This window comes from Pseudomonas hunanensis (assembly GCF_013393325.1).
In the GTDB taxonomy this organism is placed as follows: Bacteria; Pseudomonadota; Gammaproteobacteria; order Pseudomonadales; family Pseudomonadaceae; genus Aquipseudomonas; species Aquipseudomonas putida_P.
In genome coordinates, this window is record NZ_QJRC01000033.1 from 52,819 (window position 1) to 78,415 (window position 25,597).

At 62.4% G+C, this 25,597-nt stretch carries 24 protein-coding genes; 16 read left to right on the forward strand and 8 right to left on the reverse strand.

The window, feature by feature from the left end; translation table 11 throughout:
- Positions 1-21 precede the first annotated feature (21 nt).
- From argJ to DM807_RS00535, 3 genes are all read left to right on the forward strand, one after another.
- Positions 22-1,239: a bifunctional glutamate N-acetyltransferase/amino-acid acetyltransferase ArgJ gene (argJ, locus tag DM807_RS00525; protein ID WP_012274050.1), complete on the forward strand. Its 1,218-nt coding sequence runs from the start codon at positions 22-24 to the stop codon at positions 1,237-1,239.
- A gap of 130 nt (positions 1,240-1,369) precedes the next feature.
- Positions 1,370-2,002, forward strand: coding sequence for a glutathione S-transferase family protein (locus DM807_RS00530; RefSeq protein ID WP_012274049.1), 633 nt, complete (start codon positions 1,370-1,372; stop codon positions 2,000-2,002).
- A complete protein-coding gene (locus DM807_RS00535; protein ID WP_012274048.1) occupies positions 1,999-2,943 on the forward strand; it encodes a Nudix family hydrolase in 945 nt (314 codons plus the stop codon). Before DM807_RS00530 ends, DM807_RS00535 begins: the two co-directional genes overlap by 4 nt.
- A gap of 130 nt (positions 2,944-3,073) precedes the next feature.
- Here DM807_RS00535 and DM807_RS00540 read toward each other — a convergent pair whose 3' ends face one another.
- The 3 genes from DM807_RS00540 to DM807_RS00550 are packed head-to-tail and all read right to left on the reverse strand — an operon-like array spanning position 3,074 to position 6,621.
- Entirely contained in the window at positions 3,074-3,640 is a 567-nt protein-coding gene (locus DM807_RS00540) for a cob(I)yrinic acid a,c-diamide adenosyltransferase (RefSeq protein ID WP_012274047.1), read from the reverse strand.
- Between the two features lies 1 nt (position 3,641).
- Positions 3,642-5,666: a sensor histidine kinase gene (locus tag DM807_RS00545; RefSeq protein WP_012274046.1), complete on the reverse strand. Its 2,025-nt coding sequence runs from the start codon at positions 5,664-5,666 to the stop codon at positions 3,642-3,644.
- Positions 5,667-5,703: 37 nt separating this feature from the next.
- On the reverse strand, positions 5,704-6,621 hold the full coding sequence (locus DM807_RS00550) for a putative 2-dehydropantoate 2-reductase (RefSeq protein ID WP_179026935.1): 918 nt from the start codon (positions 6,619-6,621) through the stop codon (positions 5,704-5,706).
- 100 nt (positions 6,622-6,721) lie between these two features.
- Here DM807_RS00550 and DM807_RS00555 point away from each other — a divergent pair, with 100 nt between their 5' ends.
- From DM807_RS00555 to DM807_RS00565, 3 genes are all read left to right on the forward strand, one after another.
- The gene (locus tag DM807_RS00555) at positions 6,722-7,207 is read left to right on the forward strand and encodes a YajQ family cyclic di-GMP-binding protein (RefSeq protein WP_012274044.1); all 486 of its coding nucleotides are present in this window, start codon (positions 6,722-6,724) and stop codon (positions 7,205-7,207) included.
- Between the two features lie 114 nt (positions 7,208-7,321).
- Complete coding sequence (locus DM807_RS00560; protein ID WP_012274043.1) at positions 7,322-8,164, forward strand: mechanosensitive ion channel family protein; 843 nt, start codon at positions 7,322-7,324, stop codon at positions 8,162-8,164.
- Positions 8,165-8,277: 113 nt separating this feature from the next.
- Entirely contained in the window at positions 8,278-9,522 is a 1,245-nt protein-coding gene (locus tag DM807_RS00565) for an MFS transporter (protein WP_012274042.1), read from the forward strand.
- A 67-nt stretch (positions 9,523-9,589) separates the two neighbouring features.
- Here the strand turns inward: DM807_RS00565 and DM807_RS00570 are convergent, their stop codons facing one another.
- The gene (locus DM807_RS00570) at positions 9,590-11,137 is read right to left on the reverse strand and encodes an AmpG family muropeptide MFS transporter (RefSeq protein ID WP_012274041.1); all 1,548 of its coding nucleotides are present in this window, start codon (positions 11,135-11,137) and stop codon (positions 9,590-9,592) included.
- A 43-nt stretch (positions 11,138-11,180) separates the two neighbouring features.
- A complete protein-coding gene (locus DM807_RS00575) occupies positions 11,181-11,534 on the reverse strand; it encodes an MGMT family protein (RefSeq protein ID WP_179026936.1) in 354 nt (117 codons plus the stop codon).
- A gap of 152 nt (positions 11,535-11,686) precedes the next feature.
- Here DM807_RS00575 and DM807_RS00580 point away from each other — a divergent pair, with 152 nt between their 5' ends.
- The 5 genes from DM807_RS00580 to groL all read left to right on the forward strand — a co-directional run bounded on the left by DM807_RS00580 (position 11,687) and on the right by groL (position 16,336).
- Entirely contained in the window at positions 11,687-12,697 is a 1,011-nt protein-coding gene (locus tag DM807_RS00580) for a DUF481 domain-containing protein (protein WP_012274039.1), read from the forward strand.
- A 152-nt stretch (positions 12,698-12,849) separates the two neighbouring features.
- Complete coding sequence (locus DM807_RS00585; protein ID WP_060493229.1) at positions 12,850-13,581, forward strand: HugZ family pyridoxamine 5'-phosphate oxidase; 732 nt, start codon at positions 12,850-12,852, stop codon at positions 13,579-13,581.
- A gap of 65 nt (positions 13,582-13,646) precedes the next feature.
- Positions 13,647-14,108, forward strand: coding sequence for an FxsA family protein (locus DM807_RS00590; RefSeq protein WP_012274037.1), 462 nt, complete (start codon positions 13,647-13,649; stop codon positions 14,106-14,108).
- Positions 14,109-14,350: 242 nt separating this feature from the next.
- Positions 14,351-14,644 (forward strand): co-chaperone GroES, encoded by a 294-nt coding sequence (locus DM807_RS00595; RefSeq protein ID WP_012274036.1) that lies wholly within the window; start codon positions 14,351-14,353, stop codon positions 14,642-14,644.
- 48 nt (positions 14,645-14,692) lie between these two features.
- Complete coding sequence (gene groL / locus DM807_RS00600; RefSeq protein ID WP_012274035.1) at positions 14,693-16,336, forward strand: chaperonin GroEL; 1,644 nt, start codon at positions 14,693-14,695, stop codon at positions 16,334-16,336.
- A gap of 152 nt (positions 16,337-16,488) precedes the next feature.
- Here the strand turns inward: groL and DM807_RS00605 are convergent, their stop codons facing one another.
- Positions 16,489-17,217, reverse strand: a complete 729-nt coding sequence (locus DM807_RS00605) for a phosphatase PAP2 family protein (RefSeq protein ID WP_012274034.1) — start codon at positions 17,215-17,217, stop codon at positions 16,489-16,491.
- A gap of 183 nt (positions 17,218-17,400) precedes the next feature.
- Here DM807_RS00605 and colR point away from each other — a divergent pair, with 183 nt between their 5' ends.
- The 5 genes from colR (at position 17,401) to DM807_RS00630 (ending at position 21,110) form a co-directional block, all read left to right on the forward strand.
- Positions 17,401-18,084, forward strand: coding sequence for a two-component system response regulator ColR (gene colR, locus DM807_RS00610; protein WP_003255215.1), 684 nt, complete (start codon positions 17,401-17,403; stop codon positions 18,082-18,084).
- On the forward strand, positions 18,074-19,384 hold the full coding sequence (locus DM807_RS00615; protein ID WP_012274033.1) for a sensor histidine kinase: 1,311 nt from the start codon (positions 18,074-18,076) through the stop codon (positions 19,382-19,384). Before colR ends, DM807_RS00615 begins: the two co-directional genes overlap by 11 nt.
- Before the next feature lie 107 nt (positions 19,385-19,491).
- A complete protein-coding gene (locus DM807_RS00620) occupies positions 19,492-20,172 on the forward strand; it encodes a class I SAM-dependent methyltransferase (protein WP_012274032.1) in 681 nt (226 codons plus the stop codon).
- A 6-nt stretch (positions 20,173-20,178) separates the two neighbouring features.
- Positions 20,179-20,877: a lipopolysaccharide kinase InaA family protein gene (locus DM807_RS00625; protein ID WP_012274031.1), complete on the forward strand. Its 699-nt coding sequence runs from the start codon at positions 20,179-20,181 to the stop codon at positions 20,875-20,877.
- Entirely contained in the window at positions 20,877-21,110 is a 234-nt protein-coding gene (locus tag DM807_RS00630) for a hypothetical protein (protein WP_012274030.1), read from the forward strand. Before DM807_RS00625 ends, DM807_RS00630 begins: the two co-directional genes overlap by 1 nt.
- Positions 21,111-21,231: 121 nt before the next feature.
- Here the strand turns inward: DM807_RS00630 and DM807_RS00635 are convergent, their stop codons facing one another.
- Positions 21,232-24,276 (reverse strand): multidrug efflux RND transporter permease subunit, encoded by a 3,045-nt coding sequence (locus DM807_RS00635; protein ID WP_012274029.1) that lies wholly within the window; start codon positions 24,274-24,276, stop codon positions 21,232-21,234.
- A 12-nt stretch (positions 24,277-24,288) separates the two neighbouring features.
- Entirely contained in the window at positions 24,289-25,437 is a 1,149-nt protein-coding gene (locus tag DM807_RS00640) for an efflux RND transporter periplasmic adaptor subunit (RefSeq protein ID WP_060493222.1), read from the reverse strand.
- Positions 25,438-25,597: the final 160 nt, after the last annotated feature.

The following is a 25,597-nucleotide window of genomic DNA, read 5'->3' on the forward strand; positions in this document are numbered from 1 at the left end:
CGTTTTTCTAGGAGCGCTCTAATGGCTGTTGGTCTTGGTCCTTTGCCCACCCTGCACCCGGTTCCGGGTTTTGAACTCGGCATCGCTTCTGCCGGCATCAAGCGCCCAGGGCGCAAGGATGTGGTGGTCATGCGCTGTGCCGAAGGCTCCAGCGTGGCTGGCGTGTTCACCCTCAACGCCTTCTGCGCGGCGCCGGTGATCCTGTCCAAGCAGCGCGTTCAGGGCACCGTGCGCTACCTGCTGACCAACACCGGTAACGCCAATGCCGGTACCGGCGCGCCAGGCCTGGCCGCAGCCGAACGTACCTGCGCCAAGCTGGCCGAGCTGGCGGGTGTGCCAGCTGAATCGGTATTGCCGTTTTCCACCGGCGTGATCGGCGAACCACTGCCGGTCGAGAAGATCGAGGGAGCACTGCAGGCCGCCCTCGACAACCTGTCGGAAAACCACTGGGCTGAAGCCGCCACCGGCATCATGACCACCGACACCCTGCCCAAGGGCGCCAGCCGCCAGTTCCAGCACGAAGGCGTGACCGTTACCGTGACTGGCATCAGCAAGGGTGCAGGCATGATCCGCCCGAACATGGCCACCATGCTCGGCTACATCGCCACCGACGCCAAGGTTGCCCCTGCGGTGCTCAAGGACCTGATGCTGGACGGCGCCAACAAGTCGTTCAACCGCATCACTATCGATGGCGACACCTCGACCAACGACTGCTGCATGCTGATCGCCACCGGCAAGGCCAACCTGCCGGAAGTGACCGAAGCCAGCGGCGCGCTGTTCGAAGCGCTGAAAAAAGCGGTGTTCGAAGTGTGCATGGAAGTGGCCCAGGCCATTGTCCGTGACGGCGAAGGCGCCACCAAGTTCGTGACCGTGCAAGTCAACGGTGGTGGCAACCACCAGGAGTGCCTGGACGTCGGCTACGCCGTGGCCCACTCGCCGCTGATCAAGACTGCGCTGTTCGCCTCCGACCCGAACTGGGGCCGTATCCTTGCCGCCGTTGGCCGTGCCGGCGTACCGGAGCTGGACGTGAGCTTGATCGACGTGTACCTGGACAGTGTGTGCATCGCCAGCAAAGGCGGCCGCAGCCCAAGCTACACCGAAGCGCAGGGTTCGGCAGTGATGGCCCAGGAAGAGATCACCATCCGTATCGAGCTGGGCCGTGGCCAGTGCAGCGAAACCATCTGGACGACCGACCTGTCCCACGAGTACGTGAAGATCAACGCCGAGTACCGTACCTGATCGAAAATGGGGCCGCGTTGCGGCCCAATCGCGACACAAGGCCGCTCCCACAAGGTCCTGTGAGAGCGGCCTTGTGTCGCGATTGGGCTGCAAAGCAGCCCCAAGACATCCAAACCAATGGAGCCGAACCATGAGCTATCACCTGATCATCGGCGACAAGCTGTATTCCTCCTGGTCGCTGCGTGGCGCCCTGGCCCTCGAGCTGGCTGGCGTGCCCTACGAAGAAACCCTGATCAAGCTCAACCAGCCTGATACCCGTCAGCGCATCCTCGCTTTTTCCTCCACCGGCAAGGTGCCGCTGCTCAAGAGTGAGCAGGGTGTGATCGCCGATTCCCTGGCCATTGCCGAATACCTCAACGAACAGCACCCCGAAGCCCAACTGTGGCCTGCCGACGTAGCCGCCCGTGCCCAGGCCCGTTCGGCTTGCGCACAGATGCACAGCGGTTTCTTCGCCTTGCGCAGCGCCATGCCGTTCGACCTGTCGCGTGACCAGGCCCTGGACGATATACCGCTTGAGGTGCAGGTCGACATCGATCGCATCGTCGCGCTGTGGTCCGAATGCCGTGTGGTGGCCAAGGACAGCGGCCCGTTCCTGTTCGGCAAGCCGAGCCTGGCCGACGCCTTCTTCGCCCCGGTGGCCGTGCGCCTGCGCACCTACCGCGTAGAGGTGCCGGCAGAGGCGGCAGCCTACATCGAAACCATTTATCAGTGGCCAGCCTTCCAGGCATGGCAGCAGGCCGGCCTGGCGGAGCGTGAAGGGTGAAACGGATACATGTTGTAGCTGCGGTCATTCGTGGTACTGACGGCCGCATTCTGATTGCACGCAGGGCCGATACCCAGCACCAGGGCGGCCTGTGGGAGTTTCCCGGCGGCAAAGTGGAGGAGGGGGAAGGCGTGGAAGCGGCATTGGCCCGTGAGCTGCGCGAGGAGCTGGGCATCGAGGTGACCCGCTCGCGTGCGCTGATCAAGGTCAGCCATGACTACCCGGACAAACAGGTGCTGCTGGACGTGCGCGAGGTCGAAGCGTTCACGGGCGAACCTCATGGCGCGGAAGGGCAGCCGCTGGAATGGGTTGCGCCGCGCGATTTGCCGCAGTACGAATTCCCTGAGGCCAACAAGCCGATCGTTGCAGCCGCACGCCTGCCGGACCAGTACCTGATTACCCCGGATGGCCTGGAAGTGCCGCAGATGCTCAAAGGCATCCAGAGGGCGGTGGCCAACGGTACGCGCCTGATTCAGTTGCGGGCGCCGGACATGTACGACCCCAAGTACCGCGATGTAGCGGTGGATGCCGTCGGGCTGTGCGCAGGCAAGGCTCAGTTGATGCTCAAGGGGCCGCTGGAATGGCTGGGCGATTTCCCGTCGGCGGGTTGGCACCTGACGGCTGCGCAGTTGCGCAAGTACGCCGCCAAAGGCAGGCCGTTCCCCAAGGAACGCTGGCTGGCGGCGTCCTGCCACAGCGTCGAGGAACTGGCGCTGGCTGAGCAGATGGGCGTGGACTTTGTCACCTTGTCGCCGGTGCAGGCGACCCAGACTCACCCAGAGGCGGTGCCGCTGGGGTGGGATGAGGCGCAGCGATTGATTGCCGGGTTCAGCAAGCCGGTTTACCTGTTGGGCGGGGTAGGGCCGGGCGAGCGCGAGCAGGCCTGGAATGCCGGGGCACAGGGTGTGGCAGGGATCCGCGCGTTCTGGCCTGAAATCTGAGTCAATTGGGCCCCAGTGGGAGCGGGTTCATCGAGGCGTCGAACCGCCGCGAACACCGGCGCAGCCGGTGCCATACACCGCGTTGGATGCTTCGCGGGTAAACCCGCTCCCACAGGGAATCGCGTAAATTTCAGCCTTTCGGTTTCTCAGCAGGCTGCCACAACACCTCAGCCACGCCCTGGCGTCTGCCAATGATCCGCGCTGCCACGAACAGCAGATCGGAAAGCCGATTGATGTACGCCAACCCAACGCCTTGCAGCGGCTCTATGGCATTCAACTGCTGACACCGCCGCTCTGCACTGCGCGCCAGGCTGCGGCACACATGGGCTTGTGCCACCAGCGCCGAACCACTGGGCAAGATGAAGTTCTTCAACGGCCCCAGCTCTTCGTTCCACACATCGATGGCCGCCTCCAGGCGCTCCACCTCTGCCAGGGTCAACGCCTGGTAACTGGGCATCGCCAGCTCACCACCCAGGTCGAACAAGCGGTGCTGACATGGCACCAGCACAGCACTCAGCTCGTCCAGCCCTTGCTCGTCCAGCCCCGCCAGCAGCAGGCCCAACTGGCTGTTCAGGCTGTCCACCTCGCCAATTGCCTCGATCCGCGGGTGGTCCTTGGGTACCCGGCGTCCGTCGCCCAGGCCGGTTTCGCCCTTGTCGCCGGTGCGAGTGTAGATCTTCGACAGGCGGTAGCCCATGTCACTTCTCCGTGTTGGCCGGCGTCGCCGGCTGGCCGAGGGGCAAGCGCAGGGTAAAGCAAGTGCCCTGGCCGGGCGTGGACTGCACTTCCATCTGCCCCTTATGGTTATTGGTGATGATGAAGTACGAGACCGACAGGCCAAGCCCGGTGCCCTGGCCGATTTCCTTGGTGGTGAAGAACGGCTCGAAGGTGCGCTTGCGCACCGCTTCGGGCATGCCGACGCCGTTGTCCTCGACCTGGATCTCCGCCCATGGCGGGTTCAGCCGGGTACGCAGGGTGATGCGCCCGGGCTCACTCGGCTGCGGGCGCTGGTGGATGGCCTGGGCGGCGTTCTTCAGCAAGTTGAGCAGCACTTGTTCCAGCTCGTTGGCCGTGCAGGGTACTGGCCCCAGGTTGGGGTCGAACTGGCGCACGATTGCCTGGCCCTTGAAGTCGAAACCGATGGCCAGGTCGAAGTCATTGCCAGCAATTTCCAGTGCCTGGTCGATCAGTGCCGGCAGCTCGCACGGCACCAGCTGGCGGTTGCTGCGTCGGCTGAAGCTGAGCATGTGGGTTACGATTTTCGCCGCCCGGGCGCCGGCTTGCGCGATGCCGTCGAGCAGTTGCGGCACCTCGCGGCTGTCCAGGTAGCGGTTGACCGTGGCCAGGTCGATGCCCAGCTCTTGGGCCTGTTCCTGGTTGCGCGGCAGGTCGGTCGACAGGCGTCGGCGTATGTTTTGCACGTTGTGCAGGATGGCGCCCAGCGGGTTGTTGATTTCGTGGGCCATGCCGGCAGCCAGGCCACCGACCGAAAGCATTTTCTCCGATTGCACCATCATTTCTTCCAGTGACAGGCGCTGGGTGATGTCGTCGATACGGATGACCACACCGCGCCCGCCGCCGCCGGTCAGCGGGTAGAAGGTCAGGGCGTAATGGCGCAGGTCGTCGTCTTTGGGCCAGGTAACCCGCTCGATCTTCGCCACCCGGTGTTTTTCCACGGTTTCCTTCAGCTGTGGCAGGAACGGCTTGAGCGGTTCAAAGGCAATGAACACTGGCTGGTTCAGTGCTTCGTCCAGCGGCGTGCCGGAAAGCACCGTGGCTTCGTGGTTCCACTGGGTCACGTAAAGCTGTTCGTCGAGGGCGATCAGTGCCGAGGGCATCGAGTCGATGATGCTATTGAGGTAGTTCTGGAAGCCGGTGAGCTTTTTCTCGATCTTGCTGCGCACCTGCACTTCCAGTTCCAGCTTGCGGTTGGTGTGGCGGGTCTCCTCGGCCAGGCCCTGAGCCTGGTCGTAGGCATCCTGGAATTCGTCGCGGGCGCGCTTGAGCTGATGCTCGCGGGCCTCGATGCGCGACAGCATGGTATTGAAAGCCTCGGCCAGGCTGCCGATTTCATCGTCGTTGCCGCGCCGGGCGCGCAAGGCGTAGCTCTCTTCGCGGGTGACCTGGCGGCTGAGTTCTTCCAGCTGGTTGATCGGCTGGGTGATCAGGCGTTTGATCTGCCGGGCGATGACGATCCACAGCAGGATACTGAACACCAGAATGCCCAGGCTGGCGCTGAGGGTGCCGGTGTAGAAGGCCGTGGGCAGTTCGCTGCTGGCCACCAGCAGCAGGTGCGCCGGTGGGTTGGCATCGCGCGGAATGCGGATCAGCTGAGTGCTTCGAAATTCCATCAGGCGCCAGCCGTCGATGTTGCGAAAACGCTTGGGCAGGGCCAGCGGCTCGCCATGCTGCAGTTGTGCAAGCAGGCGACCATCACCCCCGTAGACAGCGGCAGCGCGCAGCGGTGTGTAGCTGTCCAGCTCCTTGAGCAGGGCGCTGGCGGTGTCGGGGGTATCGCCGGCGCGGGCCGCAAGCTGCGGGTTGGCTACCAGCCGGCCTATGGTCTGCAGAGCCTGCGGTGCCATGCTTTCCTGGGTGATCCAGTAGGCGGCGCTGATGAAGGTAAGGTTGGCCACCAGCAGGATGGTTACCAGCAATACCAGCAGGGCCGCCAGCAGCTTCTGCCCGACCGGCAGGTTTTCCAGGCGTTGGCGCAAGGTCATGGGCTAGGCAATGTCCGTATCCGGTTGGAGGGCCGCGTCAGTCGCAGGGCAAGCCACGCGTGCGCAGGTTTTCGACCAGGCGCTGCAGCAGGTGTTCCAGCTGCGGCAGCTGCAGGCCATGCCGGCCTGCGGCCCGGCAGGCATGGCCGAGCAGGTAGTGCAGCTCGGTGCGCCGGCCCGCGCGCACGTCCTGGTACATCGAAGAGTAGTTGGCTGCGGTGGCGAGGATAACCCGCTGCACTTCTTCGTCCAGCTCATCGGCTGCTTTCGGCTGACCACAGCGGCGTAGCAACTGGGCCAGCTCGACGCACAGAGCCTGCACTTCAGCCAAGTGCCCCAGCAGCCCGCCGTTCTGGCAGTCGTGCAGCACAGTCAGCGGGTTGATGGCGCAATTGAGCGCCAGCTTGCGCCACAAGCGGGTGAGAATGTCCACCGTCCACTCAGCGGGAATGCCTGCTTCGTGCAGGTCATCGAACCAGGCAGGGATCGTGGGGTTGCGTGGGTCGCCCAGCCAGTTGAAGCCATGGCCGGCAAAACGCACCTGCCAGTCCCCTTCGCGAAAGGCCCCCTCGGTGCTGGAGACGAAGATGCAGCGCGCGCGTGGCACCAGGTCGGCGACCTCATCCTGGCTGCCAAGGCCATTTTGCAACAGCAGTACCTCGGCGCCCTCGGCAAGCCGCGGTGCTACACCGGCGATCGCCAGCGCCGCATCATAGGCCTTGCAGGCTACCAGCAGGCGGTGGATCGGGCCTTGCGCCTGCGCGGTTTCGGCAAGGATGGCGTAGTGCTGGGGTTGCTCCTGTTCGACCAGGGTCAGGCCGCCGGCCTGCTGATAAGCCTGCAGCCGTTGCCCGTCGCGCAGGATCAGGCGCACTGCCTTGCCCGCGCGTGCCAGGCGGCAGGCCCACAGGCTGCCCAGGCTGCCGGCGCCGAGAATATGCCAGGTGCTGCTCATATGCGTTTCGCAACCCGTTATAATGAGCCCGCATTTTAACCGTCAAACCCAGCGCGCTCCATCTTCAGCCTGAGCGCGCTTTTATTTTGGGAGAACAACCATGCCTTCGTTCGACGTGGTATCGGAACTGGACAAGCACGAAGTGCAGAACGCCGTTGATAACGCCATCAAGGAACTTGATCGCCGTTACGACCTGAAGGGCAAGGGCTCCTTCGAGTTCAAGGACAAAGATCAGACCGTGATGCTTACCGCCGAGGAAGAGTTCCAGCTCGAAGCGATGCTGGAAATCCTGCGCTTGGCACTGGTCAAACGCAAGATCGACGTGAAATGCCTGGAAACCAAGGACCCGTACCCTTCCGGCAAGGAAAAGAAACAGGAAGCCAAGTTCCGCGAGGGCATCGACAAGGACCTGGCGAAAAAGATCGTTGCCACCATCAAGGATGGCAAGCTGAAAGTACAGGCCGCCATCCAGGGCGAGCAGGTGCGCGTAACCGGCAAGAAGCGCGACGACCTGCAGGAAGCCATTGCCCTGCTGCGCACCAAGGAATTTGACATGCCGCTGCAGTTCAACAACTTCCGCGACTGATGCAGGCGCCGCCCGGAACCCCGATGGCGTAATGATGTCCATGGGGGCCGGGGCTGCGTAAACACGCGCGGCCTGTTTTACCGTGTACTTGCCGCTCGGCATCAGGAGATGAGTATGGATTTGAACGCTGAAGTCGATCAGCTGGTCCGCCAATCGCAAACCTGGATCCCTTTGATCATGGAATACGGCAGCCGTGTGCTGCTGGCACTGCTCACCCTCGCGGTCGGCTGGTGGATCATCAACAAGGTCAGCGCCCGCCTCGGCAAGCTGGTTGGCCTGCGCAACGCCGACCTGGCGCTGCAGGGTTTTATCAGTACCCTGGCGAACATCGTGCTGAAGGTGCTGCTGATGGTCAGCGTGGCCTCGATGATCGGCATCGAGACCACCTCGTTCGTTGCCGCCATCGGTGCCGCAGGCCTGGCCATCGGCTTGGCCTTGCAAGGTAGCCTGGCGAACTTCGCCGGCGGTGTGTTGATTTTGATGTTCCGCCCGTTCCGTATCGGTGATTGGATCGAGGCGCAGGGTGTTTCCGGCACCGTCGACAGCATCCAGATCTTCCACACCGTGCTGCGCACCGGTGACAACAAGACCGTCATCATGCCCAACGGTAGCCTGTCCAACGGCATCATCACCAACACCAACCGCCAGCCGACGCGCAAGGTGGTGTTCGATGTAGGTGTGGACTACGAGGCCGACCTGCAGAAGGCTCGCAATGTGCTGCTGGCGCTGGCAGAGGACCCGCGTGTGCTGCCTGACCCTGCACCGCAGGCGGTAGTGGCGACGCTGGGCGACAGCTCGATTACCGTGTCGCTGCGGTTGTGGACCAAGACGTCCGATTACTGGGACGTGATGTTCATGCTCAACGAGCATGCGCGTGACCGGTTAAAGGCCGAAGGGATCGACATTCCGTTCCCGCAGCGGGTGATTCGTGTGGTGCAGGAGACTGCAGCGCAGTAATTGCGCATGAGACCGGGGCCGCAATGCGGCCCTTTTTTTACACTTGTTCACAGCAATATCACCCCATTTCTGGCATATAGCCTGACCCTTCCTGTCACACCCGATACGCCATCATGAAACCACTGCTGTACATCACCCCCTTGCGTGCCTTGCTGTTCGGCCTGACCCTGGCTCTGTTCGAGCTGCTGACCTACCTGGCCAGCGACGCGGTCATGCCGGCCATGCCGGTGGTGGTCGGCGACCTGAACGCCAGCCCCGAATACATTCCCCATGCTCTCAACCTGTACCTGCTGGGGGGCGTGGTACTGCAATGGCTGATCGGCCCGCTGGCCGACCGATATGGCCGGCGCCCGTTGCTGCTGGTCGGTTGCGCGTTCTTCGGTTTGTCCTGCCTGGCCACCTTCTGGGTCCATGATATTGGCCTGTTCAACCTGCTGCGCCTGTTGCAGGGCATAGGCCTGGGCTTTGTGGTCACGGTCAGCTACCCGGCGCTGAACGAGGCCTTCAGCGAGGCTGATGCCGTGCGCATGATGGCCTTGCTGGCCAACATTGCCCTGCTGTCGCCGCTGCTCGGGCCGCTGGTGGGCACCTTGTTGCTGCAGTGGCTGGACTGGCGCTGGCTGTTCGTGGCGTTCGCCATTGGCGCGGTGTTGGTCTGGCTGCTGCTGTATCGCCTGATGCCGGAAACCCTGGGTGTGGAACGCCGAGATGGCTCGCGCCTGGCATTCACACCAATCCACCTGCTGCCACTGCTGGCGGGTTACGGCCAGTTGCTGGCCAACCGCCGCTTCGTTGCCGGCAGCGCTGCCCTTGGGCTGGTCGGCTTGCCACTGATTGGCTGGATTGGCCTGTCGCCGGTGCTGCTGATTCACGATGAGGGTTTAAGCACCCTGGAATACGCTTTGTGGCAGTTGCCGGTATTTGGCGGGCTGATTCTCGGCAACCTGATCATCAACCGTATCGCCGACCGCTACCCGTTGCCGGCTTTGGTGCGTGGCGCGCTGTGGCCGTACCTGGCCGGCCTGAGCCTGATGGTGCTGGTGACCTGGTACTGGCCGAGCGTGACCAGTGTGGTGGCGGGCATGTCGCTGTACGCACTGGGGTTGGGCGTGGCCAACGCGGTGCTGTACCGCATGACGTTGTTCTCCAGCGAGCAAAGCAAGGGCCTGGTTTCGGCCATGCTGGGGATGATCACCATTGCCTTGTTGGGGCTGGGCGGGGCGTTGCTGGCGATGATTGGCGCCGGTGCCAGCTTGCTGCACTTTGCCCTGGCGGCGGGTGTGGCGGGGGCGTTGGCGTTGTGGCCGTTGTGGTTTGTCGTAGGCGGGCGCCATGGGGAAGGGGCTGTAGCTCAGTAACTTCATTGCCTGTACTGGCCTGCGCGAGTTCACCCGCGAATAGGCCAGTACAGGGGCCATCGATCTATCAGGGCCGCTCGGCCGCCGAGTTTTCCTCTGCCACCGGGGTGCCTCGCCCAGCCTCCTGGCGCCACTGCAGGGCGATCAGAATCAATGTAGGCACGCCCAGCAAGGCAGTAATCAGGAAGAAGTCGTGGTAACCGAACTTCTCCACCATCACCCCCGAATAGCCGCCGATCAGGCGTGGCAACAGCAGCATGATCGAGCTGAGCAGCGCATATTGGGTCGCCGAGAACTTGAGGTTGGTCAGGCTCGACAGGTAGGCGACAAAGGCCGAAGTGGCCATGCCAGAGCTGAAGTTGTCCAGCGAGATGGTCACCACCAGCATTTCCAGGTTCGGGCCCATGTCTGCCAGCATCAGGAACAGGATGTTGGTGCCGGCCGAGGCTACGCCGCCGATGAACAGGATCGGCATGATCCCGAAGCGCACGATCAACAGGCCGCCGACCCCGGCGCCGACCAGGGTCATGATCAGGCCGAAGATCTTGCTGACGCTGGCGATCTGGTCCTTGGTGAAGCCCATGTCGATGTAGAACACGTTGGCCATTACGCCCATCACCGTGTCCGACATGCGATAGGTGGCAATCAGGCCAAGCAGCAGCAGGGCTTGCCAGCGGTAGCGGGCGATGAAGTCGTTGACCGGGGTCAGCACTGGGGCCAGGCCGCGACGGCCGAGGCTCGACAGGCACGCCCAGGTCAGCAGCACGTAAAGGATCAGGCGCAGGAAAGCGCGGTCTTCCAGTAACAGATCGAGCGGCGTGGCGTCACCGGAAATCACGCTGGACCAGCCGGTGTTGAACATCTGGGTGAAGCTGGCCGGTACCGACACCAGGAGGATGATCAACACGAACACCGAGGCCATCTGGTGCACCAGCCCATAGCGTGCTGCCGACAGCTGAGTGCGCATGGGCACTGGCGGTTCGCGCATGACCAGGGTGGTGAACAGGGCGGGCAGCATCATCACCCCGAACATCACGTAGGTGCCGGCCCATGCCTTGTGCAGATAGCTGAAACCGGTGGAGCCGAACCATTCGGCAAAGAACAGCGCGCCGGCCGTGGCCAGCAGGGCAGCTACCCGGTACCCGGCCATGTAGCTGGCAGCGAGCGCAGCCTGACGCTGGTCGTCAGCGATCTCCAAGCGGTAGGCGTCCACAGCGATGTCCTGGGTCGCCGAGGCAAAGGCCACCAGCACGGCCATGGCAATCAGCCATGACAGATGTTGTTGCGGGTCGCACAGGCTCATGCCGACCAAGCCGATCACCACCAGCGCCTGCGATAACAGCAGCCACGAGCGGCGGCGACCCAGGCCACCGAGCAGCGGCAGGCGCCATTGGTCGAGCAGCGGCGACCACACCCACTTGAAGGCGTAGGCCAGGCCGATCAGGCTGGCATAACCAATGGTTTCACGGGCCACGCCGGCTTCGCGCAACCACACCGACAGGGTCGAGAACACCAGCATGTAGGGCAGGCCGGCGGCGAAACCGAGTAGCAAAAGTACCAAGGTTGACGGGCTGGCATAGGCAGCAAGCGCAGCGCGCCAGGTTTTACGGGGCATGGGCCAACATCTGCCTCAAGTTTGCGAAAACAAAGCGCGCACTCTAACCGCTGTGCTCCATTGGGCGCCAGCCATGGCGCGTCATATCCACACGATTGTTGGTTACATTCACACCTTCCGCGCGTAGTCGCGCCCGTTGTTCATCCCCCGATGGGGTGCCCAGTGCCAGGCTCAACCGGCCCCCTGCACCGAGCACCCGGTGCCAGGGCAGGCGTGTGTCCTCGGGCAACTGCCCAAGGGTACGCCCGACCCAGCGCGCTGCTCGGCCAAGCCCCGCCAGGTCGGCCAGTTGGCCATAGCTCACCACTTTGCCGGCCGGCACCTGCCCAAGTACTGAATATAGCGCCGTTCGTCGGCCCTCGGCGGAATCAAGCGCGTGCGCATATCCATCAGACATCACGCCCCCCTTGGGCTGTAGATGAAACCGGACCGGTGGTCCGGCAAATGAGAGTTGAACTCAACGGCATGTGCTCGGTCTGTCCTTGCTCTGGCCGGCGGTATCTGGATAATGCCCGGCTTTTTTCGTCGAATCGAACCCGTAGTCCGCTTATGAATACTAGATCGTTGTTGTGCCTGCTAGCTGCCTCCTTGTGCGCCTCCCCGGTGTTCGCCGACACCGTGTGGATGAAAAACGGTGACCGGCTCAGTGGCAAGATCAAAGTTTTCGACGGCGGCAAGCTGCTGCTGGAAACCCCCTATGGCGGGTCGATCGCCCTGGACTGGAAAGAAGTCCAAACACTGGAAAGCGACCAGGAGATGCTGGTCAAGCAGGACGCCTACAGCGGTGAGAAGGCCAAGTCGCTGAAGGCCGCCGAGCCAGGCAAGGTGACTCTGGCCAATGGCGAGGCGCCGAAAACGGTGGAACTGGCCAGCATCGAGCAGATCATGAAGCCCAAGCCCCTGGTCGAGGACTTCGTATGGAAAGGCAACGTCGACGTAGCGCTGGACTACAAGCGCGCCGAGAACGACACCGACGATTACGACGTAGGCTTCAAGACCACCGCCCGCCATGGCCGCTGGCGGCACAATGCCGAAGGCGAATACAACCGCGAGACCAAGGACGACGTCACCACCACCGACAACTGGAGCGCCGAGTACGCCCTGGACCGCTTCATGACCGAGAAGTGGTTCTGGCAGGGGCGTGCGGAATACAAGCGCGACCGTATCGAAGACCTGGCCCGTCAGCGTACCGTCGGCACCGGCCCGGGTTACCAGTTCTGGGATGACGAACTGGGCGCGTTCTCGCTGGGCTCGCTGATCAACCGCACCGACTTCGAGTACCAGGACGGCTCCAAGGACAACTTCTATTCCGCGGCGGTGAAGTGGGACTACACCCGCTACCTGATCGGCAAGAACGTGCAATTGTTCACCAACGGCGAGTTCGCCAAACCGTTGGGTGGCGTGGCCGACTACTCGCTGGATGCCGAGATTGGCCTGCGCTACAAGGTCACCGAGTGGGCCTCGCTGAACCTCAAGGCGGAGAAGGACATCATCACCGGCACGCGTGAGAGTGACCTGGACAAGACGCGCTATACCGCGGGCTTCGGCGTTACCTGGTAATTTTTTGGGGCCGCTTTGCGGCCCATCGCGACACAGGGCCGCTCCTACAGGGGATGGTGTACGGCCTGCAGGCGGTCGGAAGGACCCCATTGGCACTGGACCTGATAATGCTTATCTTGTCCTCCATCCAGTCCGCCAGGAGCCGCCCTCAAGTGAGTACCAACGCCATCCGCCCCGCCCGGGAACTGCTGCTCAAGGAATACCGTGGCGTGCTCTCGACTCATTCCAAGTCGATGCCCGGCTACCCCTTCGGTTCCGTCGTGCCGTACTGCCTGGACGCCCAGGGCAACCCGCTGATCCTCATCAGCCGCATTGCCCAGCACACCCACAACCTGCAGAAAGACCCGAAATGCTCGCTGCTGGTGGGGGAGCGCGAGGCGGAGGATGTGCAGGCCGTGGGGCGCCTGACCGTGATGGCCGAGGCACACAAGCTGGTCGACGAAGCCGCTATCGAGGCGGCTGCCGAGCGCTACTACCGCTATTTCCCGGAAGCGGCCAACTACCACAAGGCCCACGACTTCGATTTCTGGGTGTTGCAGCCAGTGCGCCACCGCTACATCGGCGGCTTCGGCGCCATCCACTGGCTTGACCAGGTAACCCTGGGCAATCCGTTCGCCGGCAAGGCCGAGGCAAGCATGGTCGAGCACATGAACAGCGATCATGCCAACGCCATCGCCCATTACGTCGAACTGACCGACCTGCCGCAGCATGCGCCGGCGCAGATGGTTGGCGTAGACAGCGAAGGCATGCACCTGCGCATCGGTCAGGCCGTGTATTGGCTGCCATTCCCGAATACTTGCAACACGCCGACACAAGTCCGCGAAGCCTTGGTTTTACTGGCGCGCGCCGACCAGTGGCCGGTTCAGGCGCAAGTCGAGGGTTGAAATCTGGAGCGCAGGCATCCATGTGAGGTCTTATTGGAAGGTTATCTTCCGTCGAGGAACCCTTGATGCGTGCTTTTCTACTGCTGTTTCTGATTTTTCCTGTGCTGGAGCTGTTCGTCTTCGTGAAGGTCAGCGCGGCAATCGGTTTCTTCCCGGCGTTGCTGCTGATCATCGCCGGCTCCGCCCTGGGTGTGCTGGTGATGCGGGTGGCCGGCCTGGCCACCGCACTGCGCGCCCGTGAAAGCCTGCAACGTGGCGAATTGCCCGCCGAGGACATGTTCCAGGGCATGATGCTGGCCGTGGGTGGTGGCCTGCTGCTGCTGCCGGGCTTCATCAGCGATGTGCTGGGCGTGCTGTGCCTGCTGCCGTTCACCCGCCGCCTGGCGGCGCGCAAGATGCGTGAGCGTGCCGAGGCCCAGGCCATGCGTCAGCGTGCGTTCCAGGATGACCCGTTCCAGGCGCAGCCACGAGAGGGTGGCCATCGCCCGAACGTGATCGAAGGCGAGTACGAGCGCCGCGACAAGTAAAACGCCCGGGGCCGCGCAAGCGGCCCCGGTTTTTTTGGCCTGACGAAAAATTTTGTATCTCAAGCCTTGTAATTGATTATGGCGGCCTCATGTATGTGGTCACCGCAAGGTTTCTGGCGGCAACGCCAGACATTACACAGGTGGTTCGCCCATTGCGGGCCACCTCCCGGCAACGCCGGACAGCATCAACCCGCCGGTGTCGATACCGGCCGATGAAAACCACAATTTGGGAGAGATCGACAATGAAGCTTCGTCCTCTGCATGACCGCGTCGTTATCCGTCGCAGCGAAGAAGAATCGAAAACCGCTGGCGGTATCGTCCTGCCGGGTTCGGCCGCTGAAAAACCAAACCGCGGCGAAGTTGTTGCCGTCGGCACCGGTCGCATCCTGGAAAACGGCGAAGTTCGCGCGCTGGCCGTGAAAGTGGGTGACAAAGTGGTTTTCGGCCCTTACTCGGGCAGCAACACCGTGAAAGTCGATGGCGAAGACCTGTTGGTCATGGCCGAGAACGAAATCCTCGCCGTCATCGAAGGCTGATTTCCCCGACTTCCCGTTACTCCAAAGAATTCCAAGGATTAAACGATCATGGCTGCTAAAGACGTAAAATTCGGCGATTCCGCTCGTAAGAAAATGCTGGTTGGTGTCAACGTTCTGGCTGACGCGGTAAAAGCGACCCTGGGCCCGAAAGGCCGTAACGTGGTACTGGCCAAGAGCTTCGGCGCGCCAACCATCACCAAGGACGGCGTTTCCGTCGCCAAAGAAATCGAGCTGAAAGACGCGTTCGAAAACATGGGCGCCCAGCTGGTCAAGGAAGTGGCTTCCAAGGCCAACGACGCTGCCGGTGACGGCACCACCACCGCTACCGTTCTGGCTCAGGCCATCGTCAACGAAGGCCTGAAAGCCGTCGCTGCCGGCATGAACCCGATGGACCTCAAGCGCGGTATCGACAAGGCCACCGCTGCAGTCGTTGCCGAGCTGAAGAACCTGTCCAAGCCATGCGCTGACTCCAAGGCCATCGCCCAGGTAGGCACCATCTCCGCCAACTCTGACGACTCCATCGGCAACATCATTGCCGAAGCCATGGAAAAAGTCGGTAAAGAAGGCGTGATCACCGTTGAAGAAGGCTCGGGCCTGGAAAACGAACTGTCCGTCGTAGAAGGCATGCAGTTCGACCGTGGCTACCTGTCGCCATACTTCGTCAACAAGCCAGACACCATGGTTGCCGAGCTGGAAGGCCCGCTGCTGCTGCTGGTCGACAAGAAAATCTCCAACATCCGTGAGCTGCTGCCAGTTCTGGAAGCCGTTGCAAAGGCCGGCCGCCCACTGCTGATCGTTGCCGAAGACGTCGAAGGCGAAGCGCTGGCTACCCTGGTAGTCAACAACATGCGCGGCATCGTCAAGGTTGCAGCGGTCAAGGCGCCAGGCTTCGGCGACCGCCGCAAGGCCATGCTGCAGGACATCGCCGTCCTGACTGGCGGCCAGGTCATCTCCGAAGAAATCGGTCTGTCCCTGGAAACCGCTACCCTGGAGCACCTGGGTAACGCCAAGCGCGTCATCCTGTCCAAGGAAAACACCACCATCATCGACGGCGCTGGCGCCGACACCGAGATCGAAGCACGCGTCAAGCAGATCCGCGCCCAGATCGAAGAAACTTCCTCGGACTACGACCGTGAGAAGCTGCAAGAGCGTCTGGCCAAGCTGGCTGGCGGTGTTGCCGTTATCAAGGTCGGTGCCGGCACCGAAGTTGAAATGAAAGAGAAGAAAGCCCGCGTTGAAGACGCCCTGCACGCTACCCGTGCAGCCGTTGAAGAAGGCGTGGTGCCTGGCGGTGGTGTTGCTCTGGTTCGTGCCCTGGCCGCGATCGTTGACCTGAAAGGCGAAAACGAAGACCAGAACGTCGGTATCGCCCTGCTGCGCCGTGCTGTTGAAGCCCCGCTGCGCCAGATCACTGCCAACGCCGGCGACGAGCCAAGCGTTGTCGCTGACAAGGTCAAGCAAGGTTCGGGTAACTTCGGTTACAACGCTGCTACCGGTGAATACGGCGACATGATCGAGATGGGTATCCTGGACCCAGCCAAGGTCACCCGTTCGGCCCTGCAAGCTGCTGCTTCGATTGGCGGTCTGATGATCACCACCGAAGCCATGATTGCTGACGCTCCGAGCGAAGCCCCAGCTGGCGGCGGCATGCCAGACATGGGCGGCATGGGTGGCATGGGCGGCATGATGTAAGCCAGCCTTACCCCCTGCACCATCAAAAAGCCCCGGTTCGTGAGAACCGGGGCTTTTTGCTTGGTGTGGGTTATGTGGCGCCTGCGAGATCGAGCGCCGCGCGGGCGGCGCTCGGTTTACGCACCGCATCAAACTCAAGACATGCTCCTCTGTCAGGCGACGCTACGCTCGACGACAGGCTCCTCAGCCACCCCATGCCGATACAGCACAAGGTAATAAGACCCCAACCCTATCAACCAGCAGAACACTGCCGTCCACACGTTGTGCGACAAGAAGTGCGCCCCTTGCATCATTCTGCCCACCGACAGCACCGACCCTGCTATCAAGGCCACCACGAATGCCACCTGTGCCAGACGCGGCTTGCGATCACGCAACATGAAGAACAGGCCGAACAGGCAGAACCCGGTGGCTGCATGCCCACCCGGCCAGCACAGCCCGGCTTTGTCGGTAGCCGGCCGTGGCTCCAGCAGCTTGCTGTAGGTTTCCGTGCCGCCAAACTGTGTGAGGCTCCACGGGCACTGCACCTGGGTGACCTTCTTCAGCGGTGTGACAAACGCCGTGGACAAGCCCAGTGCCAGCACCAGGCAGCCCAATTCGCGGCGCCAGCCGAACAAGCGCTTCCAGAAAAAGCTCGCAGCAAAGGTGAACAGCGATAGCACCCCCAGCAAAATCACCACTTGCTTGACCCGGTCATGCAGGATGTTTTCCAGAAGGTAGCTGTGGCGGCCAATGAACTGCCCGGCAACGGGATCGAAGAACAGGTTGGCCACATCCATGTCGACCGAAGTCAGCTCCAGCAGAATCAAGGCCAGCGCGGTCGCCAGGGGTATCCCCAGGTACAGCCAGTAGTTGATCGGGCGAGGGCGGGTGCGTTGCTGCATGACGGCTCCAGGGCGCGAAAAAGATCGGGCATTGTCGGCTGGCCGCTATCCTGTGTCCGTGAAGGATCAGTGAAAAAACCGTCAAGTGCGGTGAATTTTCCCAGGGGCTGGCACCGTGCAGGCATAGGCCTTAAGCTGCGCCTGCCGCGCACCACAGCGAGAAGCGCCGCACAGGAGAAACCGATGCGCATTCTTTTGGTTGAAGACAACCGCGATATCCTGGCCAACCTGGCCGATTACCTGGGCATGAAGGGTTACACCGTCGACTGTGCCCAGGATGGCCTGTCCGGCCTGCACCTGGCCGCCACCGAACACTACGATTTGATCGTGCTCGACATCATGCTGCCCGGCATCGATGGCTACACCCTGTGCAAGCGCCTGCGCGAAGACGCCCGCCGCGACACGCCGGTGATCATGCTCACCGCCCGTGACCAGCTCGACGACCGCTTGCAAGGCTTCCGCTCAGGTGCCGATGACTACCTGCTCAAGCCGTTTGCCCTGTCGGAGTTGGCGGCGCGCATCGAAGCGGTGCTGCGCCGTGCCCAGGGCGGCGGGCGCCGTACCCTGCAGGTGGCGGACCTCAGCTACGACCTCGACACCCTCGAAGTTACCCGCCAGGGCCGCCTGCTCAAGCTCAACCCGGTCGGCCTCAAGCTGCTGGCGGTGCTGATGCAAAAAAGCCCGCACGTCCTGCGCCGCGAGGTGCTGGAAGAAGCCCTGTGGGGCGACGACTGCCCCGACAGCGACAGCCTGCGCAGCCATGTGCACCAGCTGCGCCAGGTGATCGACAAACCGTTTGAAAAACCGTTGTTGCATACCGTCCATGGCGTCGGCTATCGCCTCGCCGAGGGCCGCGATGGAGTTTAAGCAAAGCCTTGCCCAGCGCATCATCATTGCTTTTGCCTTGATGAGTGCGCTGGTGGCCGGGGCCTTCGCCTTTGGCATCGTCGCCACCGTGCACCTGGTTGAAGAGCGGCTGATTTCCTCGGTACTGGGCGGTGACCTGCAGCGCCTGTTGCGTATGGACAGCGTCAGTGACTGGAGCCACCGGCCGCGTCCCGACCAGCTGTTCTACTTCAGCGGCGGGCGCGACGATTTCGAGCTGCCCAAGGACTTGCGCCACCTCGATCGCGGCTTCCACGAGGTGTTCCGCGACCAACTGTCGTATCACGCCATGGTCGAGATCGTCGATGGCCGCCGCTATGTACTGCTGCAGGATCAGAGCGATTTCGAAGAGCGCGAGCGTGTGCTGTTCGCGGTGGTGGTGGTGGGCTTCGTGCTCAGCCTGGTGCTGGCCGTGATCCTCGGCTGGCTGGTGGCACGTCGGGTAATGGCACCGGTCATCCGTCTGGCGCGCCAGGTGCGTCACCGCGACCAGTTGCTGGGCCTGGCCCCGCCACTGGCACCGGATTACGCGGCGGACGAAGTGGGCCAGCTGGCAGTCGCGTTCGATGACACCCTGGGCCGCCTGCGCGACGCGTTGACCCGCGAACGGCTGTTCACCAGTGACGTCAGCCACGAGCTGCGCACACCGTTGATGGTGCTGGCGACCTCCTGCGAGTTGCTGATGGAAAACCCTAACCTCGATGCTCGCGCGCGCAGCCAGGTGGAACGTGTGGCGCGGGCCACCGAGGAAATGCGCGAATTGGTCAAGACTTTCCTTATGCTGGCCCGGGCGCAGCGCGACGAGGGTGCGGTGGCATCGCAGGCGACCCTGCGCGAAGTGGCCGATGAGCTGATCGGCGTATGGCGCGACACCATCGAACAGAAGGGCCTCACCCTGTACTTCGATGGCCGTGTCAGCGCCAGCCCGGTGCTGTACAACGCCACCTTCCTGCAGTCGGTGATGGGCAACCTGCTGCGTAATGCGGCGCACTACACCGATGGCGGCTACATACGCCTGAGCCTGGAAGCCAACGGCTTCAGTGTAGAGGACAGCGGCGTGGGTATTCCTGAAGAGCAGCGCGAGGCCATGTTCAAACCGTTCGTGCGTGGTGATGAACGGCGTGGCGAGGGCCTGGGCCTGGGCCTGTCGTTGGTGCAGCGAATTTGTGACGACCAGGGCTGGCATGTCACCCTGACATCCACTTTGCCGCATGGTTGCCGCTTTCGGGTAGACCTGAGCAACACAGCCGGCCAAGGCGACCCGGATGCCTTGGCTGAGTAATCTGTTGTAACAGGTCAAATGGGGCTCAACGTTTTTTTCACATTGGCATGACCTGATTCCAACGCTTGCCTACCTAATGTGCTCGCAATGGAGTCAGGAGATACCCAATGCGTAGCCCCATCAAGCTTGAATTTTCCGAGAAGTACGACAAAGACCATGCGCGTGAGTACTTTCTCAAGCACCAGGACGGCCTGGCGCGACGCCTTTCCCACAAGCGAGATGAGCAGCTGGCGCGTCGCGCCCTGGCATTGGCTGGCGAGCCTGGCCTGGTACTGGACCTGCCGTGCGGTGCCGGCCGCTTCTGGCCACTGCTGGCTGAAAAGCCCAACCGGGTGATCATCGGGGCCGACAACTCCGAGGCGATGATCGAGACGGCCTGTGCGGCGCAACCGCCAGAGGTGGTGGCACGGGTACGGCCTTTGCAGACTTCGGCATTTGCTATCGACCTGCCGGACAACTCGGTGGACAGCATTTTTTGTATGCGTCTGTTCCACCACATTGGCGAATCTGCGCACAGAAAGACCATACTTTCGGAATTTCAGCGGGTTAGCCGTGATAGTGTGATCCTGTCCCTGTGGGTGGATGGCAACTTCAAGGCCTGGCGCCGGAAAAAACTCGAGCAGCGCCGCAGCGCCAAGGCCGAACAGGACAATTACCAGAACCGTTTCGTGTTACCGGCCGAAACGGTCGAAGAAGAATTCACGGCCGCCGGCTTCAGAATCCAGGAACGCCTCGACTTCCTGCCGTTCTATGCCATGTGGCGGGTCTACGTATTGCGTAAGGGGTAGTGTTTGATGGCTGTAGCCCAGAGAGGGGAGTCGCGCTTCGATTTTTATTGGCGCCAGCAAGGCGAGTGGGTCGAGGAGCCTAACCAGCGGCGCGGCGGTGAGAGTGGCGTGCAACGCCTCAACGATGCCAATGGCAAGCTGCTGTATGCCAAACGGCAGGTCGGGCATATCTACCGCAGCCTGCTGCACCCTTTCGGCCGGCCTACGGTATTGCGTGAACTGGATGCGTTGAACAGCTTCGAGCAACTGGGCGTGCGTGTACCGCGCATTGTCTTCTGTGGCGCCGAGCGCGATGCCGACCACCAGTGGCGTGCGCTGCTGGTCAGTGAAGCGCTGGACGGCTTTGTCGAACTCGACACCTGGCATGCCGAAGGTGCCCGCGAGCGGTACCCACAGGTGGTGCATGAGCGCATGCTCAAGGATCTGGCGGACAACCTGGCACGCATGCACCTGGGGCACTGGCAGCACGGCTGCCTGTATGGCAAGCACGTGTTCATCAAGGTAATTGGCGAGGGTGAGCAGGCCCGCGTCGAGGTGGCGCTGTTGGACCTGGAAAAGTGCCGACGGCGCATCAGCTGCCAGCGTGCAGCAGGTAACGACCTGCGCCAGCTGCGCCGCCATTCGTCGATCAATGACGCGGAATGGCAGACGCTGCTCTACTTTTACAAGATGGCGTTTGGCAGCGCTGTCAAAGGGTTAGAGTAATGAAACTAGAAATAGCTCGAGCTTTGTTCCTGGTAGCTGGCCTGGCGGTGACCACCGTGGCGGTGGCAGCCTGGGAAGAGCCGAGGCCGAACGTGTTCAGCAAGGCCGAGATGGCCGACCAGTGCGCATTGCCGCGGGAAGCGAAACCGCAGCAACAGGCACAGGTCGCGCCAGATCAGGACCTGTTGCTGTTCCTGTTCGGCCTGCGTCAGGGGTTGCGGCCATTTGGTTGAGCCCTGCGTTAGCTAGAAATGCCAGAGGCCTCGCGATTGCGGGGCCTCTGGCATTTTTGCATCTGCAGTGCGGGCCTCTTCGCGGGCTTGCCCGCTCCCACAAGCCCGTGAAGAGGCCGAATCAGGCTATTGCAGCTTCCTTGGCTTTCGCCTTGTGCGCCAACAAGGTATAGATACAAGGCAGCACAAACAGAGTAAACAACGTGCCAATCGACATCCCGGTGGCAATCACCGTACCGATGTCAAAACGGCTGACCGCCCCGGCGCCAGTCGCCAGAATCAGCGGCACCATGCCGAACACCATCGCCGCCGTGGTCATCAGCACCGGCCGCAGGCGAATCGCCGCCGCTTCCTCGATGGCCTCGCGCACGCTCAAACCGCGCTCCTCACGCAACTGATTGGCGAACTCGACAATGAGAATGCCGTGCTTGCTGATCAGGCCGATCAAGGTCACCAGGCCGACCTGGGTGTAGATGTTCATGCTCGATATGCCCAGGAACAGCGGCAACAGCGCGCCACAGATCGACAAGGGCACGGTTACCAGAATCACCAACGGGTCGCGGAAGCTTTCGAACTGCGCCGCCAGCACCAGGAAGATGATCGCCAGTGCCAGGCCGAAGGTAACCCACAGCGCGCTGCCTTCCTGAACATACTGGCGGGCCACGCCGGCATAGTCGAAGGCGAAGCCTTCCGGTGCCTCTTCGCGGGCGATGTCCTGCACGGTCTTCAGCGCTTCGCCCAGGCTGACCATAGGCACGCCCTGGATGATGGCCGAGTTCAGTTGCTGGAACTGATTGAGCTGGCGTGGGCGGGCGCGGTCGGTGAGGGTGATCAGGGTCGACAGCGGCAGCAATTGGTTCTGGTCGTTCTTCACGTAGTAGTTGTTCAGCCAGCCCGGGTTGTCGCGGTACGGCCGTTCTACCTGGGCGATCACCTTGTAGCTGCGGCCCTCAAGCGTGAAGCGGTTGATTTCCGCTTCGCCCAGCAAGGTCGCAAGGGTGCCGCCGAGGGTGTCCATCGACACCCCCATCTGCGCCGCCTTGGCCCGGTCGATATCCACCACCACCTCGGGCTTGTCGAAGGCTAGGTCGACGTCGAGGAAGGCGAACTTGCCCGATTCCTGCGCGCGCGCCTTGATGCGCTGGGCCACTTCCAGCAGTGCTGGGTAGTCGCCAGCGGTATTGATCACGAACTGGAACGGCAGGCCCTCGCCAGTGCCCGGCAACGACGGCAGGTTGAAGCCGAAGATCTGCAGGCCGCCGATTTCTTCGAGTTTGGCCTGCACCAGCGGCAGCAACTCCATCTGCGTGCGCTCGCGCTCGTTCCAGGGCTTGAGCAAAAAGCCACCAATGCCGGTCTGCACGCCGTTGAAACCGTTGATCTGGAACGATGAGTAGTATTCGGGGAAAGCCTTGAACAGCGGCGTGAACTGGTCGGTGTAGGCGTTGAGGTAATCGAGGTTGGCCGGTTGCGGCGAGCTGCTCATCATGAATATCACCCCCTGGTCCTCGTTGGGCGCCAGTTCGTTCTGGGTGAACTTGAGCAGCACCGGGATCAGGCACAGGATGATCACGGCAAACACCAGCACTACCGGCCGGCTGTCGAGGGTGGCGTGCAGCAGCTTCTGGTAGCGCACCTTCAGGCGTTCGAACAGTTGGTCGAGGCGGTGGGCCAGGCCGCTGGGGTTCTGCTCCTGGCGCAGCAGCAGGGCGCACATCATCGGTGACAGGGTGAGGGCAACGATGCCGGAAATGATCACCGCCCCAGCCAGGGTCAGGGCGAACTCCTTGAACAGGGCCCCTGTGAGCCCGGTGAGGAAGCCGATCGGTGCGTATACGGCGGCCAAGGTGATGGTCATCGACACCACGGGCATGGCGATCTCGCGGGCACCTTCCAGGGCTGCGTCGAACGGTGACTTCCCTTCCTCCATGTGCCGGTGGATGTTTTCCACCACGACAATGGCATCGTCCACCACCAGACCGATGGCCAGGACCATCGCCAGCAGGGTCAGCAGGTTAAGCGAATAGCCCATCATCTGCATGAAGAACAGCACGCCGATCATCGACAACGGTATGGTCACCACCGGGATCAGTACCGAACGCAGGGCACCGAGGAACAGGAACACCACCACGATGACGATCAGCACCGCTTCGCCGAGGGTTTTGATCACTTCGTCGATGGAGGCCTGGATGAACAGTGTGGCGTCGTAGGCGATCGACACTTTCAGGGCCGAGGGCAGCTGGCTTTGCAGTTCGGGCATGATGCGCCGCACTTCCTTGATCACCTCCAGCGGGTTGGCGGCGGGGGTGGCCTTGATGCCGATGTACACCGACGGGGTGCCATCGAACGAGCTGACCGTGTCGTAGTTTTCCGCGCCCATTTCGACCCGCGCCACATCGCCCAGCAGCACGCGGCTGTCACCGCTGGTCTTGACCGGCAGGGCGGCGAACGCCTCGGCCGACTTCAACTCGGTACTGGCGTTGATACTGGTGACCACGTATTCGCCCTTTACCTCGCCGGCGGCGGAGAGGAAGTTGTAGCGGCGTACGGCGTTGGTCACGTCGGTGGCCGACAGGCCGAAACCGGCCAGTTTGACCGGGTCCAGCCACAGCCGCATGGCGAACACCTGGTTGCCGAGGATTTCCGCCTCGGCCATGCCCGGCAAAGTGGCCAGCTTGGGTTGGATCACCCGCGACAGGTAGTCGGTGATCTGCGGGTTGCTCATTTCCTTGCTGTAGAAGCTGACGTACATCAGCGCCGAGGCATCGGCGGCTTCCTTGCTCAGTACCGGGTCTTCGGAGTCCTGGGGCAGCTTGTTGCGCACTTCGTTGGCCTTGGCCAGCAACTCGGTGAACAGCCGGTCGCTGTCGGCGCCGATCCGCGCGTAGATGGAAATGATCGAGAAGTTCTGCCGGCTCACCGAGGTCATGTAGTCGATGCCTTCGGCGCTGGCCAGGCTTTGTTGCAGCGGCTGGGTGATGTAGCCCTGGATGGTTTCGGCGTTGGCCCCGGGGTAGGCGGTAGTTACCGTGATCAGGGCGTTTTCCATCTGCGGGTACTGGCGGATCTGCAGCTTGTTCCAGGCCTGGAAGCCCAGCAGCAGGATCAGCAGGCTGACCACACTGGCCAGCACCGGGCGGCGGATGAACGGGTCGGTGAACGCCATGCCAGCCTCCTGTCAGTCCTTGGCCGCTGTGCCCGGTGCGGGCTTTAGAGCGTTATCCTGGCCGATGCGTATCGCAGCACCGGGGGTGAGTTTCAGCTGCCCGGCAGTGACCACTTGCTCCCCTGCCTGCAGGCCTTTGCTGACCACCACCACGCCGTCTCGGCGCTCGCCGGTCTGAACGGTGCGCTGTTCGGCCACCCGTTGGGGTTGGCCTTTGTCGTCGTTTTCCGGCTTGCCGTCCTTGTCTTTTTTTGGCGAGGCGACATACACCGAGTTGCCATACAGGGTGTAAGTAATGGCGCTTTCCGGCACCACCACTTGCGGCTGTGGGTTGGGCAGCAGGATCAACAGGCTGGCGAACATGCCCGGCAGCAGTTTGCCGTCGGGGTTGGCCATGGTGGCGCGTACCAGCAGGTTGCGCGTGGCTTCCTCGACCTTGGGGTTGATGGCGCTCAGGCTGGCGGGGAAAGTCTGGCCCGGGTAAGCGGCCACTTGCACCAGCACCTGCTGGCCCAGGCTCAGGCGTGGCAGGGCCTGTTCCGGTACGTTGAAGTCGACGTACAGGCTGGAGGTGTCCTGCAGGGTGGCGATCACTGTGCCGGCGGCCAGGTATTGGCCGATGTCCACCTGGCGGATGCCGATGGTGCCGCTGAACGGGGCGTTGATGCTTTTCTTGATCTTCTGCGCCTTGAGCTGCTCGACCACCGCCTGGTTACGCCGGTATTGGGAGGTAAGGCGATCGAACTCGCCACGGGAGATGGCCGCGTCGCCGACCAGCTGGCTACCACGGCCGAAATCGACCTTGGCCAGGCCCAGGTCGGCCTGGGCGGTGCCGAGCAGGGCGGTTTCCTGGTCGTCATTGAGTTGCAGCAACAGTTGCCCGGCCTTGACCTGCTGGCCCGAGTCGAAATGCAAGGCTTTGACGATGCCTTCCACCTCCAGGCTCAGGTCAACGCCTTGCAGGGCCTTGAGGCTGCCGACGGCGGGCAGGCGCTCTTGCCACTGGCGCTGTTCGGCCACAGCGGCCGCTACGGTGATGGGCGGCTTGGGGGCAGTGAACATCTGGATCTGCTGGTAGATCGAAAAGGCTTTGTAGCCCCCCAGGGCCAGCACGATCAGCAGAACCACGGCCAACATGATGAGCATGCGGCGGCGCAGCATAGGTCCGGTTCCTTGGATGCAGTTGTCATTCGTTTGGACACGAAAACGGGCGATCCTGCCCACGTGGCTGGGAGAATTATTGACTGTTTTTGGGAGGAAGGGGAGTGAAATGCCTGTGCCGGCCTCTTCGCGGGCACGCCCGCTCCCACAGGAACCGCGC

Excerpts from the sequence above, each read along its gene's own strand:
- argJ (WP_012274050.1), top strand. The coding sequence starts at position 22 with ATGGCTGTTGGTCTTGGTCCTTTGCCCACCCTGCACCCGGTTCCGGGT.
- DM807_RS00530 (WP_012274049.1), top strand. The coding sequence starts at position 1,370 with ATGAGCTATCACCTGATCATCGGCGACAAGCTGTATTCCTCCTGGTCG.
- DM807_RS00540 (WP_012274047.1), bottom strand. The coding sequence starts at position 3,640 with ATGGGCTACCGCCTGTCGAAGATCTACACTCGCACCGGCGACAAGGGC.
- DM807_RS00545 (WP_012274046.1), bottom strand. The coding sequence starts at position 5,666 with ATGACCTTGCGCCAACGCCTGGAAAACCTGCCGGTCGGGCAGAAGCTG.
- DM807_RS00550 (WP_179026935.1), bottom strand. The coding sequence starts at position 6,621 with ATGAGCAGCACCTGGCATATTCTCGGCGCCGGCAGCCTGGGCAGCCTG.
- DM807_RS00555 (WP_012274044.1), top strand. The coding sequence starts at position 6,722 with ATGCCTTCGTTCGACGTGGTATCGGAACTGGACAAGCACGAAGTGCAG.
- DM807_RS00560 (WP_012274043.1), top strand. The coding sequence starts at position 7,322 with ATGGATTTGAACGCTGAAGTCGATCAGCTGGTCCGCCAATCGCAAACC.
- DM807_RS00565 (WP_012274042.1), top strand. The coding sequence starts at position 8,278 with ATGAAACCACTGCTGTACATCACCCCCTTGCGTGCCTTGCTGTTCGGC.
- DM807_RS00570 (WP_012274041.1), bottom strand. The coding sequence starts at position 11,137 with ATGCCCCGTAAAACCTGGCGCGCTGCGCTTGCTGCCTATGCCAGCCCG.
- DM807_RS00575 (WP_179026936.1), bottom strand. The coding sequence starts at position 11,534 with ATGTCTGATGGATATGCGCACGCGCTTGATTCCGCCGAGGGCCGACGA.
- DM807_RS00580 (WP_012274039.1), top strand. The coding sequence starts at position 11,687 with ATGAATACTAGATCGTTGTTGTGCCTGCTAGCTGCCTCCTTGTGCGCC.
- DM807_RS00590 (WP_012274037.1), top strand. The coding sequence starts at position 13,647 with ATGCGTGCTTTTCTACTGCTGTTTCTGATTTTTCCTGTGCTGGAGCTG.
- DM807_RS00595 (WP_012274036.1), top strand. The coding sequence starts at position 14,351 with ATGAAGCTTCGTCCTCTGCATGACCGCGTCGTTATCCGTCGCAGCGAA.
- groL (WP_012274035.1), top strand. The coding sequence starts at position 14,693 with ATGGCTGCTAAAGACGTAAAATTCGGCGATTCCGCTCGTAAGAAAATG.
- DM807_RS00605 (WP_012274034.1), bottom strand. The coding sequence starts at position 17,217 with ATGCAGCAACGCACCCGCCCTCGCCCGATCAACTACTGGCTGTACCTG.
- colR (WP_003255215.1), top strand. The coding sequence starts at position 17,401 with ATGCGCATTCTTTTGGTTGAAGACAACCGCGATATCCTGGCCAACCTG.
- DM807_RS00615 (WP_012274033.1), top strand. The coding sequence starts at position 18,074 with ATGGAGTTTAAGCAAAGCCTTGCCCAGCGCATCATCATTGCTTTTGCC.
- DM807_RS00620 (WP_012274032.1), top strand. The coding sequence starts at position 19,492 with ATGCGTAGCCCCATCAAGCTTGAATTTTCCGAGAAGTACGACAAAGAC.
- DM807_RS00625 (WP_012274031.1), top strand. The coding sequence starts at position 20,179 with ATGGCTGTAGCCCAGAGAGGGGAGTCGCGCTTCGATTTTTATTGGCGC.
- DM807_RS00630 (WP_012274030.1), top strand. The coding sequence starts at position 20,877 with ATGAAACTAGAAATAGCTCGAGCTTTGTTCCTGGTAGCTGGCCTGGCG.
- DM807_RS00635 (WP_012274029.1), bottom strand. The coding sequence starts at position 24,276 with ATGGCGTTCACCGACCCGTTCATCCGCCGCCCGGTGCTGGCCAGTGTG.
- DM807_RS00640 (WP_060493222.1), bottom strand. The coding sequence starts at position 25,437 with ATGCTGCGCCGCCGCATGCTCATCATGTTGGCCGTGGTTCTGCTGATC.